At 61.6% G+C, this 13,440-nt stretch carries 11 protein-coding genes; 7 read left to right on the top strand and 4 right to left on the bottom strand.

The features are described from left to right. Window positions 1-228 precede the first annotated feature (228 nt). The gene (locus tag G3256_RS10140; protein ID WP_169640705.1) at window positions 229-951 is read left to right on the top strand and encodes a DUF1194 domain-containing protein; all 723 of its coding nucleotides are present in this window, start codon (window positions 229-231) and stop codon (window positions 949-951) included. A 57-nt stretch (window positions 952-1,008) separates the two neighbouring features. Here G3256_RS10140 and G3256_RS10135 read toward each other — a convergent pair whose 3' ends face one another. The 4 genes from G3256_RS10135 to G3256_RS10120 form a co-directional block, all read right to left on the bottom strand. Continuing rightward, window positions 1,009-1,506: a bactofilin family protein gene (locus tag G3256_RS10135; protein WP_169640704.1), complete on the bottom strand. Its 498-nt coding sequence runs from the start codon at window positions 1,504-1,506 to the stop codon at window positions 1,009-1,011. Continuing rightward, entirely contained in the window at window positions 1,496-2,833 is a 1,338-nt protein-coding gene (locus tag G3256_RS10130) for a M23 family metallopeptidase (protein ID WP_169640703.1), read from the bottom strand. Before G3256_RS10130 ends, G3256_RS10135 begins: the two co-directional genes overlap by 11 nt. A 177-nt stretch (window positions 2,834-3,010) precedes the next feature. Further along, window positions 3,011-3,820: a ferritin-like domain-containing protein gene (locus tag G3256_RS10125; protein WP_169640702.1), complete on the bottom strand. Its 810-nt coding sequence runs from the start codon at window positions 3,818-3,820 to the stop codon at window positions 3,011-3,013. Then, window positions 3,817-4,278, bottom strand: coding sequence for a peroxiredoxin (locus G3256_RS10120; protein ID WP_169640701.1), 462 nt, complete (start codon window positions 4,276-4,278; stop codon window positions 3,817-3,819). The genes G3256_RS10125 and G3256_RS10120 overlap by 4 nt, the downstream gene beginning before the upstream one ends. Window positions 4,279-4,330: 52 nt before the next feature. On the opposite strand from G3256_RS10120, the gene G3256_RS10115 reads away from it, so the two are divergent. The 6 genes from G3256_RS10115 to G3256_RS10090 all read left to right on the top strand — a co-directional run bounded on the left by G3256_RS10115 (window position 4,331) and on the right by G3256_RS10090 (window position 13,402). Then, entirely contained in the window at window positions 4,331-7,777 is a 3,447-nt protein-coding gene (locus G3256_RS10115) for a hypothetical protein (protein ID WP_246227524.1), read from the top strand. A 9-nt stretch (window positions 7,778-7,786) separates the two neighbouring features. Continuing rightward, entirely contained in the window at window positions 7,787-8,842 is a 1,056-nt protein-coding gene (gene queA / locus G3256_RS10110) for a tRNA preQ1(34) S-adenosylmethionine ribosyltransferase-isomerase QueA (RefSeq protein WP_169640700.1), read from the top strand. Between the two features lie 105 nt (window positions 8,843-8,947). Continuing rightward, window positions 8,948-10,213: an MFS transporter gene (locus G3256_RS10105; RefSeq protein WP_169640699.1), complete on the top strand. Its 1,266-nt coding sequence runs from the start codon at window positions 8,948-8,950 to the stop codon at window positions 10,211-10,213. 90 nt (window positions 10,214-10,303) lie between these two features. After that, complete coding sequence (locus G3256_RS10100) at window positions 10,304-10,888, top strand: DUF924 family protein (RefSeq protein WP_169640698.1); 585 nt, start codon at window positions 10,304-10,306, stop codon at window positions 10,886-10,888. 124 nt (window positions 10,889-11,012) lie between these two features. After that, entirely contained in the window at window positions 11,013-12,407 is a 1,395-nt protein-coding gene (lpdA, locus tag G3256_RS10095) for a dihydrolipoyl dehydrogenase (protein ID WP_169640697.1), read from the top strand. Window positions 12,408-12,709: 302 nt separating this feature from the next. Further along, on the top strand, window positions 12,710-13,402 hold the full coding sequence (locus G3256_RS10090) for a Crp/Fnr family transcriptional regulator (RefSeq protein ID WP_169640696.1): 693 nt from the start codon (window positions 12,710-12,712) through the stop codon (window positions 13,400-13,402). Window positions 13,403-13,440 lie beyond the last annotated feature (38 nt).

Below are 13,440 nucleotides of genomic sequence, written 5' to 3'. Positions count from 1 at the left end.
GGAGCAACGTGATCAGGGGCGCGCTGTATGGCGCGCCCTTTTTGATGCAGCACTAACCGAAACCGCGGCGTGATCTGTCGCCCTGTCGCGTAGCGGCTCTGATGCGCGGTGCCACAGCCTCTTATCCTGCCTCAATTTTCGGCATAAGGTCTGCAAATCCACCCGCACGCGCCGGTTGCGGCGCGCCCCGGAATTGTCCGGGTCAAAAGCCGTGCTACGTCTTTAGTCATGACACGGTTTTTCATTTTCCTGCTCGCCCTGATCGCCACGCCGCTCGCGGCCCAGACCCAGCGCGAGGTCGGGCTTGAGCTTGTGCTGCTTGCTGATGCATCCGGCTCCATTGATTCTGACGAGCTGGCCTTTCAGCGTCAGGGCTATGCGCTGGCTATCACCGACCCGCGTGTGATCGCCGCCATTCAGACCTCTCTTTATGGCAATGTCGCGGTGATCTATGTCGAATGGGCCACCAATACCGCGGTTGTCGTTGACTGGACAATCGTCGACGGGCCGGAAACGGCGCGAGCTTTTGCTGACGCGCTCACCGGTCCGCCGCGCCAGGCCTATGGCAGCAATGCCATCGGCACCGCGCTGCTGGAAGGCAAGCGGCTGATCGAGGAAAACGACATCTATGCGCCCCGTGCTGTGATCGATTTCTCCGGCGACAGCATCCGCAACTCTTCCGGGCCAGCAATCCGGGACGCACGCGCCGAAGTTCTGGCTGCCGGGATTACGATTAATGCTCTGCCGATCCTGCGGCCCGAAGACGGGCGCCGCGCCGGTGCGAATCTCGAAGAGGAATACACCAACCGGATCATCGGCGGGCCGGGTGCGTTCATGGTCACCGCCGAAGGGCGTGCGCAGTTCGCCGAAGCCGTGCGCCGAAAGCTGGTGCTGGAAATCTCCGGCACGATGCCCGAAAGCGATGTTCAGATCGCTGCAGACACCCCCTGAAACGCAGGACGCCGCCCCGGGGGGCGGCGCATTTAATCGAATTCAGATCGTATGTGCTCAGGAAGCGGGGTTCGGCTTGGCCGCCGGTGTCGTCTTGGCGCCGGGGTTCAGCGGATCGTCCTGACGCTGCACGGAGCCCTCGAAATGTGCACCGCTCTCGATGGCGATGGTTTTGTGGATGATGTCGCCTTCGACCCGCGCCGTGGAGGTCAGACGCACCTTGAGCCCGCGTACACGTCCGACGATCCGGCCGTTCACAACCACATCATCGGCAACAACTTCGCCCTTGATCGTGGCGGTTTCGCCGATGGTCAGCAGATGCGCTCGGATGTCGCCTTCAACAGTGCCTTCAACCTGAATGTCACCATTGGTTTTCATATTGCCGGTCACGTGCAGATCAGACGACAGCACAGAGGCGGGCGGCTTGGGCTTGGGCGCCGATGCTTTGAACTCGCTGGGCGAAGGTGTCGCCGGCGCGGAGGTCGATGCGGGTTTCGGTGTGTCGGAGTCGCCCTGCTTAGGGCCCGGTTCGTTGATTTTGCTCTTAGAAAACATCTTTTGCAGCCTTGATATAGATCATTGGGTTCACAGCTTTCCCACCTACGCGCACTTCATAGTGCAAATGCACGCCGGTCACCCGTCCGGAAGCACCCATATCACCGATATGATCGCCGCGCGAGACCCTTTGCCCAACTTTGACGCGTATTTTCGACAGATGCGCATATCGCGTCTCAATTCCGAATTCATGCTGTATTTTGATCAGCCTGCCATAGCCCGACTGCCACCCTGCCTGGGTGACCACACCGTCCGCGGTTGCATGCAGGTCAGTGCCGGACGGCGCCGCGAAATCCACGCCTTTATGCATCCGCCGGCCACCGGTCTTCGGGTCGCGGCGAAAGCCGTAATCGCTGGTAAACCGGAAGGCCCGTTTGACCGGGAGTGCAAATGGCGCTTTCTCGGCAGCGATCCGGTAAAGATTAAGAGTATCCATCTGCCCCAGCAGTCGGTTTGCCCGGAGAAAATCTGGCGAGATCTCCTCGCCACGGCTCGAGAACGACAGCGGCGTCAGCGGACCGCCCTGTCCGGAATATCCGCGCCGGACCTGATCAAGGATCCGGTCGGTGGGCAACCCCGCCTCGCGGAACATCTTGTCGAGCGGCTCGACCGATATGGTCATCGCCTCTTCGAGTTTCCGGAAGATCTGGTCGTTGTCTTCTTTCATCAGCGCGATTTCAAAAGCCAGATCATCAGCATGGCGCAGCGCTTCCTGCGCATCGGCCACCACCTGATCACGCTCGGCTGCGGTGCGCGCCAGAGCATCCGCCAGGAAATCGACGGGTGCACTGTCTGAGGCGGCAGGTGCGGAGGCCAGAACGGACCCGTCCTCATCGCCGGCTTTCTCGATCAGATCAGAGAGTGCCTGGCGGGCCTCTTCACGTTCTTTCATCGTGCCGCGCAGGGCGGTCTGGATCACTTCGATGCCGGTCTCCAGCTCGTGCCGGCGGGTTTCCGATTCCAGCAGCTGCGATTGCATGACCGAAATCTGATCGAGAGCTGCATTAAAGCGTTCCTGTGCCGCGAGCGCTTCGGCGGCGCGCCGGTCACGCTGATCGGAAAGATCGTTCAGCCGGGCAAGATAGGTTGTCTGGTCGCGGCGCGCCTGCTCGCGGAAATTACCGGCCCCGAGATTGTCCATCAGCAGGATCGCGGTGGCGATAATTGCCCAGGCGACGAGGGCAGCGCCACCTGCATAGGCCACGAGCTGTGTCTCGGGCTTCAGGCGGATAAAACGGGTGTCCTGGTCAGATTTAAGAAAGACGCGTCGTTCGGGAAAGGCATGCTCAAGTGCTGCATGAATTCTGATGGCCAGTCGTGTCCGCACGCGGCTCTCCCTGTTCCGTTCCGTTCAGAAAAAGGGTCCCCCGAACCCTTAACCTCTCCGGGGTCGTGCATAGTGAAGCGGGTCCTGCGGAGCAAGCGTCTATGAATACCAGCCCCGCAACCATTCGTTGAACAGGCTTAAACTGGCAAAAAGCCGCCGATTTTCAGGGTCCTGGCCTCAGACTTCTTCTGTCAGGGGCCAGTAAAAATCGGGAGGGATACCGGCCTCTGCGCGCTTCTCCTCATTGAAAGGCGGCTTCAGCGGCCCGTGAAAATAGCGGGTGACAAGCGCGTGAAAACGCTCTTTGGGGTCCTCGTCATGGCGCCCGCAGAGAAAGTGAAACCACTTCGATCCGTAAGCCACGTGGGAGACTTCTTCTTCATAAATGGTTTCAAGCGCGGCCACCGCAGAGCCTGCATCAGCACGGCGAAAGACCTCGATCATACCCGGGGTCACATCGAGGCCACGCGCTTCAAGCACCATGGGCACCACCGCGAGCCGCCCCATGAAGTCATCGACCGTATCCTCCGCCGCACGCCACATGCCGGCGTGGGCCGGCAGCGCCCCGTAATGGCTGCCTTCCTCTTCAAGACAGTCGCACATCAATTTGAAATGTTTGGATTCTTCGTCTGCCGCTTTCACCCAGTCGTCATAGAACCCCATGGGCATTTTCACATGCGCAAACCGGGCGATGATGTCCCAGTGCAGATCAACGGCATTAAGCTCGATATGTGCCACAGCATGCAGCAGGGCAATGCGACCCGCCGGTGTCCCGGGGCGGCGTCTGGGCACGTCACGCGGGCTCAGCAGTTCCGGGGCAGCAGGGCGCGCGGGATGACGCGGCGGGGCAGCGCGCCCGATCCCGGGTGTTTCGCCGGCACCTCTGGCCGCCTGCCAGAAGGCCGCATATTCACGGGACAAAGCCGTCTTTTCGCGCCCGTCAGCGGTGGTCAACACATCCACCGCCATCTCAGCCAGCGGCTTCACAATGCGCGCACCGCTTCAAGCACCTCTTCGACATGTCCGGGCACTTTGACCTTGTTCCAGACCCGCGCGATCGTACCGTCACCGGCGATCAGAAAAGTGGTGCGCTCGATCCCCATGTACTTTTTGCCGTACATGTTCTTCTCTTTCCAAACGCCGTAATCCTCGCAGACCGTGCCGTTCTCATCGGACAGCAGCGGAACCGTGAGTTCGCGCCTGGTTGTGAATTTCTCGTGGCTGGCGAGGCTGTCCTTAGAGACCCCGAAGACCGATGCCCCGGCGTCCTCAAACTGCGCGCGGGCTTCGGAAAAGCCGATGCTCTCCTTTGTGCATCCCGGCGTGTCGTCGCGCGGGTAAAAGAAGAGCACAACCGGTGATCCTTTCAGATCAGACAGGGTCACATCGTGGCCGCCGGTCGCAGGCAGCGTAAAGTCGGGAGCGGGCTGGGAAATCTCTGGCATAACAATCTCGTGGCTTTTCAGGATGATGTTCGAATGACATACTAGAGCGGGGATGGCACCTGCCAAGCCCTTTCATGCGAACAAGGGCCGGTTACCGGCCAGACCACCACAGGCCGCCAGCGATTTGAAACGTGACCCGAGGGATCAGGATGCGCCGCGCCCGCGGCGCCGCAGAGGCCGCCGCAGGTTGTGGTCGCTGGCCGTTTTATGCGTGCTCGCGGCGGGGCTCGCAGCAAGTACATTCTGGCTGAGCGGACGCGAGATGGCGGCACCTCAGTGGCTGCGCGCGGAACTTGAGGACCGCATTGCAAAAGCGGTGCCGGACGCCGTTGTCAGCTTCGGCGATGTGGTGATGGTTGTGGACGAGGGCTGGCGCCCCCGGGCATCGGTGCGCAATGTCACCTTTACCACGCCGCAGGGCGCCGAAATCGTGACATTTTCCGACCTGCGCGTCAGCGTCGCAATGGAGGAGTTGCTGCGCGGCAGGGTGGCGTTGCGGTCGGTCGATGCCAGCGGCGTGCTCCTGTCGCTCCTGCGCACAGAGGATGGCCGGATTGCACTTTCCGGGGTGTCCCGCAGAGTTGCTGCCGGCACGCAACCGGTACGGCGTGAAGCGGCCGATCTGGCACAGCTGATCTCGCAGATGGACGTGGCGCTGCTGCGGCCCGGTCTGTCAACGCTCACGCGGGCCAGCATATCTGCCGTCACGCTGCGATACGTCGATCAGCGCGCCAATCGTGCATGGACCATCGATGGCGGGCGTCTGCGCCTGAACCGTCAGGAGGACGGCCTGCAGATCGCGGTGGATCTGGCGCTTCTGGGGGGCGGGTCGGGCGTCGCGACACTGGCGGCAACCTACAGTGGCCGGATCGGTGAGATGGCTTCTGAGTTCGGCGTGACGATCTCGGATCTGGATGCGGGTGACGTTGCTTCTCAGGGGCCCGCCTTTGCCTGGCTTGGCGCGCTGCGGGCGCCGATTTCCGGTGCGCTGCGCGGCGGGGTAACGGATGCGGGCACCTTCCGTCCGCTCAATGCGACATTTCAGATCGGCGCAGGCGTGATCCAGCCTACACCGGAGTCGCGCGCCGTTCCAATAGAGGGCGCGCGCAGTTATTTCACCTATCTGCCGCAACAGCAGCTTCTGCGCTTTGACGAGTTGTCAGTGGTCAGCCAGTGGGGCGAGGGGCGGCTGGAAGGACAGGCCGCGATCGGTGTCGGAGAGGCCGGAAGGATCGGTGATCTCACCGGGCAGTTCCGGCTCAGCGGCCTGAGTGTAAACCCTGCCGATCTTTATCCCGCGCCGGTATCGGTGGCGGCGGCGGAGCTGGATTTCCGTCTGCGGCTGAACCCGTTTTCGCTCGATGTGGGCAGGTTGCAGATCGAGGACCAGGGCCGCATTCTGAACGCCAGCGGCCGCGTGGGCGCCGACAGCCGTGGCTGGGACGTGGCGCTTGATGGCGGTCTGGATGAGCTGACCCCCGCGCGTCTGCTGGAGCTCTGGCCTGAACGTGTCAAACCAAAGAGCCGTCGCTGGATCGCCGAGAACGTCAGAACCGGCGTGATGCAGAATATATCGGGGGCTGTCAGGCTGCGGCCGGGTGCCCGACCTCAGTCGTTTCTGAGCTTTGATTTCACCGGTGCGGAAGCACGGTTCATGCGCACCATGCCGAACCTCAAAGAAGCGCGGGGCCATGCCACCCTGGCTGCTGACCGGTTTGTGGTTGTCGCCGACGAGGGGGTGGTCGAGGCCCCGCAGGGCGGGTCGGTTGATGTGACGGGCACAGCTTTTATCATTCCGGATGTGACAATCCGTGAAAACCCGCCGGGTGTCGTCAGGCTGCGCGCCAGTGGCGCGGTTCCAGCGGCACTTTCCCTGCTTGATCTGCCGCCGCTCAGCGTGATGGAAAAAGCCGGTCGCACTCCGCAGATTGCCAGTGGCAGGGCGCGGGTGGCGGGGACCATTTCGCTGCCCCTGAAAAAGGGGGTGCCGGTGAACATGGTCAGCTTTGATCTGCAGGGCGCGGTGACGGATGTCACATCGGATGCGATCGTGCCCGACCGGCTGCTGCGCGCACCGGTGCTCGGGCTTGTGGCCTCAGACGAGGCGGTGTCACTGTCCGGTGCGGGCGATCTTGATGGCCTGCCGTTTGACGTGACCTGGCGGCAGCCCATCGGGGACAGACCGCCCGCACCCGGCCGGGTCGATGGCACCGCAGTGATCACGCCCGCCGTTCTGGAGAGCTTCCGGATCAACCTGCCCGATGGCACGCTTTCGGGCAGAACTGAAGCGAAGATCGGCATTGAACTGACGCGCGGAGAGCCTCCCGCGCTGCAGCTGACGTCCGATCTGCGCGGCATGGCCGTGCGCATCGATCCGGTCAGCTGGTCCAAACCTGCAGATACCGCAGGCACGCTCGAAATCAGAGCAGCCCTGAGCACCCCGCCGGTGATCGAACGGCTCACGCTGGAGGCCCCCGGACTGGAGGCCAGGGGCGATCTTCTGATCAAAGACGGCGGCGCGCTGGACCGGATCCGCCTGTCGCGGGTGCGGATCGGGAACTGGTTTGATGCTCCGGTTGTTATCACCGGTCGGGGCAACGGGGTGCCGGTCGGGATCACCGTGAACGGCGGATCGCTTGATCTGCGGCGGGCCGGGTTTGCAAAATCCTCAGGCAATGCGCCGCGGGCACCGCTAAATGTGCGCCTCGATACGCTGCAGGTCAGTGACGCCATTGCAGTGCGGGATCTGCGCGGCAGCTTTACGACCGGTGGCAGCGGGCTATCGGGGAATTTCACAGGGACGGTCAACGGCGCGGCAGCCGTGTCGGGTGAGATGATCCCGCGCGGCGGACGCAGTGCGGTGCGCATAACTGCCGCAGACGCCGGCGCGGTGGTCGCGGCGGCAGGCGTGCTCAAACAGGGGCGCGGCGGACAGCTTGAGCTGGTGCTCACACCGGTCGGTACCGGTGGTGCGTTCGACGGCAGGCTCAAAGTCACAGACATCAGCGTGGTGGACGCGCCGGCCATGGCGGCCCTGCTCAATGCGGTCAGTATCGTGGGTCTGGTGAATGAAATCGGCGGCGACGGCATTTACTTTTCTCAGGTGGATGCGGATTTCAGGCTGGCGCCCTCCAGGATCACCCTGCGCGAGGCCAGTGCCGTCGGCTCCTCCATGGGGCTTTCAATGGACGGGGTTTTCGTGCCGGACACGGGCCTGATCGCGATGCAGGGCGTGATTTCGCCGGTTTATCTGCTCAACGGGATCGGGAGCGTGTTTACCCGCAAAGGTGAGGGTCTCTTCGGGTTCAACTATTCCATACGGGGCACGACGGCGGCCCCGCAGGTCTCTGTCAATCCGCTGACGGCGCTGACACCCGGAGGCATCCGCGATCTGTTCCGGGCACCGAAGCCGGATGTTCCGCTGGCAGAAGGGGAGGCACCACGCCAGGCACCGGCCCCGCGCGAGCGCCCGGTTGTGGTCGAGGGCTCGGACCGGTAAAGCGCCCGCATGAAGCTGAGTGACTTTGATTTTGACCTGCCCGAAGAGCTGATCGCGACCCGTCCGGCGGTGCCGCGCACCTCTGCGCGCCTGCTGGTGGCTGAGGGCAGTGCAGTCACCGACAGGATCGTATCAGATCTGCCGGACCTGCTTCAGCCGGGGGACCGGCTTGTGCTCAACGATACGCGTGTGATCCCGGCACGGCTGACCGGCACGAGGGTCAGAATGAGCGCCCAGGGCCGGACGGAGGCCCGCATTGACGCCACGCTGCTGGAGCCCCGCAGCGACGGAACCTGGTCGGCTCTGATCCGGCCCCTGAAAAAACTGCGTGTGGGGGAGAGTGTGCGCTTTGGTGCCGACCTTGATGCGGTGCTTGAAGGTACTGATGAGGGGCAGGGCCATCTGCGCTTTAATCTCGCGGGCGATGATTTCGATGCTGCGCTGAATGCTGCCGGTGCAATGCCGCTGCCGCCCTATATAGCCGCCAGACGGCCCGCCGACGCGCGGGACCACACGGATTACCAGACAGTCTTTGCCCGTAACAAAGGGGCAGTCGCGGCCCCCACGGCCTCGCTGCATTTTGATGAGGTTCTGCTGGCACGGATTGCGGCGCGCGGGGTCGCCTTTACCCATGTGACACTGCACGTCGGGGCAGGGACCTTTCTGCCGGTCAAGGTCGACGACGTGACCACCCACAGGATGCACGCTGAACGCGGCCGGGTCAGCGCTGAGGCCGCCGCAGAAATCAGGCAGACCAAAGCCCGCGGCGGCCGTATCATTCCGGTGGGTACGACCGCGCTGCGCCTGATCGAAACCGCAGCACAGGACGGAGAAATCGGCGCCTGGGAAGGCGATACGGACATCTTCATCTATCCCGGCTTTGAGTTCCGCGTGACCGATGCACTGATGACCAATTTTCACCTGCCGAAATCAACGCTGATGATGCTTGTCTCGGCGCTGATGGGGCCGCAAACGGTGCGCGACATCTATGCCCACGCCATCAACCGCAGGTATCGTTTCTTCTCCTACGGCGATTCCTCGCTGCTGATCCCGCAAAAACGCTGACGGCCCAATACGACCTGTTGCGTCGCACACGGGCCTGATCTACGGCGGGCCATGAGGCAGGGTGCGCTGAGTCGTACCTCCCACGACTGACGGCGGAGACCGCGGATGCTACAGGTTTTATCCAGCGCTTGGGCGCTTCTCCTCGGGATGTGCCTTCTGATGGTCGGCAACGGAATGCAGGGCACACTGCTCGGCATCCGGGGTGAGATCGAAGGCTTTTCCACCCTTGAGATGTCGATCGTCATGTCGGCCTACTTCGCAGGATTTCTCGGAGGTTCGCGCATGGCGCCGGGCATGATCCGGCGGGTCGGGCACGTGCGGGTCTTTGCCGCGCTCGCATCGCTCATTTCTGCGGTGATGATCATCTACCCGACGCTGACGGATGTCTGGGTCTGGACGCTGGGCCGCGTGCTGATCGGGTTCTGTTTTTCGGCTGTCTATGTGACGGCGGAAAGCTGGCTCAACAACGCGGCGACGAACGCCAACCGCGGCCAAGCGCTTTCGCTCTATATGATCGTGCAGACGGCCGGCATTGTGGTCAGTCAGGCCCTGCTGGTGACCGCGGACCCGTCTGGCTACGTGCTTTTTGTCATTCCTTCGGTTCTGGTATCGGTGGCGATCACGCCTATTCTTTTGTCGATCAGCCCCACGCCCGCCTTCGACACCACCAAGCCGATGAGCCTGCGTACGCTCTACGGGTTTTCGCCCCTGGGCATGGTGGGCATGTTCATTCTTGGCGGTATCTTTTCGGCCCAGTTCGGCATGGCACCGGTTTACGGTGCCAAAGCAGGCCTCAGCGTCGGGCAGATCTCGACCTTTGTGGCAATGTTTTTTGTCGGGTCCATGCTGCTGCAATACCCGATCGGGTGGATCTCCGACCGTATGGACCGTCGCTTTCTGGTGGTCATCACCGCAGCAGTCGGCGTGGCCGGCTCTGCACTTGGCATGACGCTGGGGGAAGACTTCCGGCTGCTGCTGCTCTCGGCCTTTGTTGTGGGGGGCGTTTCAAACCCGCTCTATTCACTGCTGATTGCCCATACCAATGATTTTCTGGAACACGAGGATATGGCGGCGGCATCCGGCGGTCTGATTTTCATCAACGGCCTCGGCGCGATCTCCGGTCCGCTGATCACCGGCTATATGATCGAAGCGGTGGGCCCGCCGGGATTTTATCTTTTTACAGGCTGCCTCTTTGCCGCGCTCGTGGCCTATGCCGCTTACCGCTCGACAGTGGCCCGGCCGATCCCGTCGGAAGAAACGGGTGCGTATGTTGCCGTTTCGCCCACCTACAGTTCCCTGGCGCATGAATATGCACAGGAATACATCATCGAAACAGAACTTGAGGATGAAAAGACAGAAAATGACACCTGAATATGTCGCACTGACGCAAATCGTGAATAGGCTGGAAAAGTGAAACAGGCATACACTCACCACGGGGATGTGGTGAACGAGGGAGGATTGATGATGAGCCCCGATGAAATACTGCGCTTCTGGCTGGACGAGGTTGGCCCGGAGGGCTGGTTCAGGAAATCAGACGCGTTTGACGCAGAAATCCGCGACCGCTTTGAGCAGGCGTGGCAAAGTGCGCGGGAAGGGGCCTATTCGCTCTGGCTGACTTATCCCACCGGCGCGCTGGCTTATATCATTCTGACCGATCAGTTTCCGCGCAATATGTTCCGTGGTACGGCAAAGTCCTATTCGACGGACGGCGCAGCACTGGCTGCAGCGAAATCGGCCATCGAGCGGAACTGGGACATGCGCATCGACGAACCCGCACGCAAGATGTTCTACATGCCGCTGATGCATTCCGAAAACCTCTGCGATCAGGACCGCTGTGTCCGGCTCGTCTGTGAACGGCTGTCGGATGCAGGTAACGCAACCCTGCTGCACGCACGCGCACACCGCGCGGTGATCCGGCTGTTCGGGCGCTTCCCGTTCCGCAATGCCGCTCTCAGCCGGTCTGATACGGCTCCGGAAGCGGCCTTTACCGCGGGCGGTGGTTACGGTGCGACAGTGCGGTCTTTACAGACCTCGCAGGCGGCCTGAAAACGGGCCGGTACTTCGGGCGGCAACGGGTGCGGCAATCTCGCGCTCGTCCCTCTGTTGAAGCTCTCCGGATTATAGTTTAACGGTAAACTATACTCCGGAAGTCAACAGGCGAGGACAACTCATGGCGGCAAAATCCTTTGATCTTATCGTGATCGGTGCAGGGCCGGGAGGCTATGTTGCGGCCATCCGAGGCGCGCAGCTGGGCATGTCGGTTGCCATCATCGAGCGTGAGCATCTGGGTGGCATCTGCCTCAACTGGGGCTGTATCCCGACAAAGGCTATGCTGCGCTCCTCCGAGGTCTTCCATCTGATGCACCGGGCAAAGGAATTCGGCCTGAAAGCTGACAACGTGGGCTATGATCTCGACGCTGTGGTCAAACGGTCCCGCCAGGTCGCAGGGCAGCTTTCGGGCGGTATCGGACATCTGATGAAAAAGAACAAAGTCACCGTCTTTATGGGCGAGGCGACCATCCCCGCCAAAGGCAAGGTCTCGGTGAAAACTGACAAGGCCACCGAAGAGCTGACAGCAAAAAATATTGTGCTTGCTACCGGGGCCCGGGCGCGCGAACTGCCGGGGCTTGAAGCTGACGGTGACCTGGTGTGGACCTACAAACACGCGCTGCAACCCAAACACATGCCCAAAAAGCTGCTGGTGATCGGTTCCGGCGCCATCGGCATCGAATTTGCGAGCTTTTACAACACACTCGGAGCCGACACGACTGTTGTAGAGGTGATGGACCGCGTACTACCAGTCGAAGATGCCGAGATCTCCGCCTTTGCGAAAAAGTCGTTTGAGAAGCAGGGTATGAAGATCATGCAGAAGGCGATGGTGAAACAGCTTGATCGCGCCAAAGGCAAAGTGACCGCGCATATCGAAGTTGGCGGCAAGGTCGAGAAACACGAGTTTGACACCGTGATCTCCGCGGTGGGCATCGTCGGGAATACCGAAGGTCTGGGGCTTGAAGAACTCGGCGTTAAAGTTGACCGGACGCATGTCGTGACGGATGAATTCTGCCGCACCGGCGTCGAGGGGCTGTACGCCATCGGTGACATCGCCGGTGCGCCCTGGCTGGCCCATAAAGCCAGCCACGAAGGCGTCATGGTCGCTGATCTGATTGCCGGCAGACATGCGCATCCCGTCAAGCCCGAGACCATCGCGGGCTGCACCTACTGCCATCCGCAGGTTGCCTCCGTAGGCTATACCGAAGCGAAAGCCAAAGAGCTGGGTTATGAGATCAGGGTCGGACGCTTTCCGTTCATCGGCAATGGCAAAGCCATCGCTCTGGGCGAACAGGAAGGCATGATCAAAACCATCTTTGACGCGAAAACCGGCGAACTGCTGGGTGCGCACATGGTGGGTGCCGAAGTCACGGAACTGATCCAGGGCTATGTGGTCGGGCGACAGCTTGAGACCACTGAAGAGGACCTGATGAATACCGTCTTCCCGCATCCGACGCTGAGCGAAATGATGCACGAAAGCGTGCTCGACGCCTACGACCGGGTCATTCACATGTAGGCACGAAGCCGGTGGCAGCACCGGAACTGACAGATGCCGTGGCTGCCCGCCGCGGCATTCTGCTGTCGGGGCTCTGGATTGCGGCGCTGGCTAATTTGACGACGGTGCGGCCGCGCTACCACCGTTCGCCTATACCGTAGCTACCAGTCCCGGCCGACGGAAACTGCAGCGTGACGGTGCGGGTCTGAACGCCACCCGGGTTCCTCACGCCCTGAGCCGGATCTCCCTTTGCATCGCCCCGGGAGGTGCGTTATCTGCGGATTGAGCCGTGTTAACGAGGTGCAAGGGGTGGAAACTGACGCATGACTGAACTGATGTCGCTGCACGGGATCGAGGCCATCGGCTGGCTTGCATCAGCGCTGACAGTTGCGACATATGCGATGAACACGATGATGCCGCTGCGCATACTCGCCATCGCCTCATCTGTTTGTTTCGCCATTTACGCGGCCATTCTGCAGCTCTGGCCGCTGCTTGCGATGGAACTTTTACTCCTGCCGATCAATTTATGGCGGTTCTGGCAGATTCTGTCCCTGCGCGGCAGGCTCAAAAAAGGCGCGCTCAGCGAACTGCCGGATTTCTCAGTCATCAAACGCTATGGCAAGGCACGCAGAACCCGCGCCGGTACCATTGTGTTCCGCCGCGGGGATCCGGTGGATGCGCTTTATTTCCTGGGCTCCGGACGGGTGCTGATCGAAGAGGTGGGGGTCGAACTCGCTGCCGGTGAAATCTTTGGTGAAATTGCGTTTTTCACAGACGATGCCGTACGGACGGCGACCGTACGCTGCACCGAGGACTCCGAACTTTACGAAATTGATGAAAGGCGTTTTATGCGGCTGCAGTTCGAAGATCCGAGCTTTGGCATGTCCGTGATGCGCGTGATCACCCGGCGTCTGATGGAGAATGGCGGCGCCGGCACAGCGCAACCGCAGCCTGTCACACAGGAAAGCGCCCCGTTCCCTGTGCAGGACCCGGCGCAGGCCTCCGGGCACACCTGATCCTTGTGATTGCCCGCGCCCGCGTGCTCTGTCACTAA

The organism is Roseobacter ponti, from assembly GCF_012932215.1.
Taxonomy (GTDB): domain Bacteria; phylum Pseudomonadota; class Alphaproteobacteria; order Rhodobacterales; family Rhodobacteraceae; genus Roseobacter; species Roseobacter ponti.
Note: the sequence above shows the minus strand (reverse complement) of the source record. Positions and strands in the feature narration are given on the sequence as shown.

Bases quoted from the DNA above. Each gene is read 5' to 3' on its own strand.
- G3256_RS10140 (WP_169640705.1), top strand. From the start codon at position 229: ATGACACGGTTTTTCATTTTCCTGCTCGCCCTGATCGCCACGCCGCTC.
- G3256_RS10135 (WP_169640704.1), bottom strand. From the start codon at position 1,506: ATGTTTTCTAAGAGCAAAATCAACGAACCGGGCCCTAAGCAGGGCGAC.
- G3256_RS10120 (WP_169640701.1), bottom strand. From the start codon at position 4,278: ATGCCAGAGATTTCCCAGCCCGCTCCCGACTTTACGCTGCCTGCGACC.
- G3256_RS10115 (WP_246227524.1), top strand. From the start codon at position 4,331: ATGGCACCTGCCAAGCCCTTTCATGCGAACAAGGGCCGGTTACCGGCC.
- queA (WP_169640700.1), top strand. From the start codon at position 7,787: ATGAAGCTGAGTGACTTTGATTTTGACCTGCCCGAAGAGCTGATCGCG.
- G3256_RS10105 (WP_169640699.1), top strand. From the start codon at position 8,948: ATGCTACAGGTTTTATCCAGCGCTTGGGCGCTTCTCCTCGGGATGTGC.
- G3256_RS10100 (WP_169640698.1), top strand. From the start codon at position 10,304: ATGATGAGCCCCGATGAAATACTGCGCTTCTGGCTGGACGAGGTTGGC.
- lpdA (WP_169640697.1), top strand. From the start codon at position 11,013: ATGGCGGCAAAATCCTTTGATCTTATCGTGATCGGTGCAGGGCCGGGA.
- G3256_RS10090 (WP_169640696.1), top strand. From the start codon at position 12,710: ATGACTGAACTGATGTCGCTGCACGGGATCGAGGCCATCGGCTGGCTT.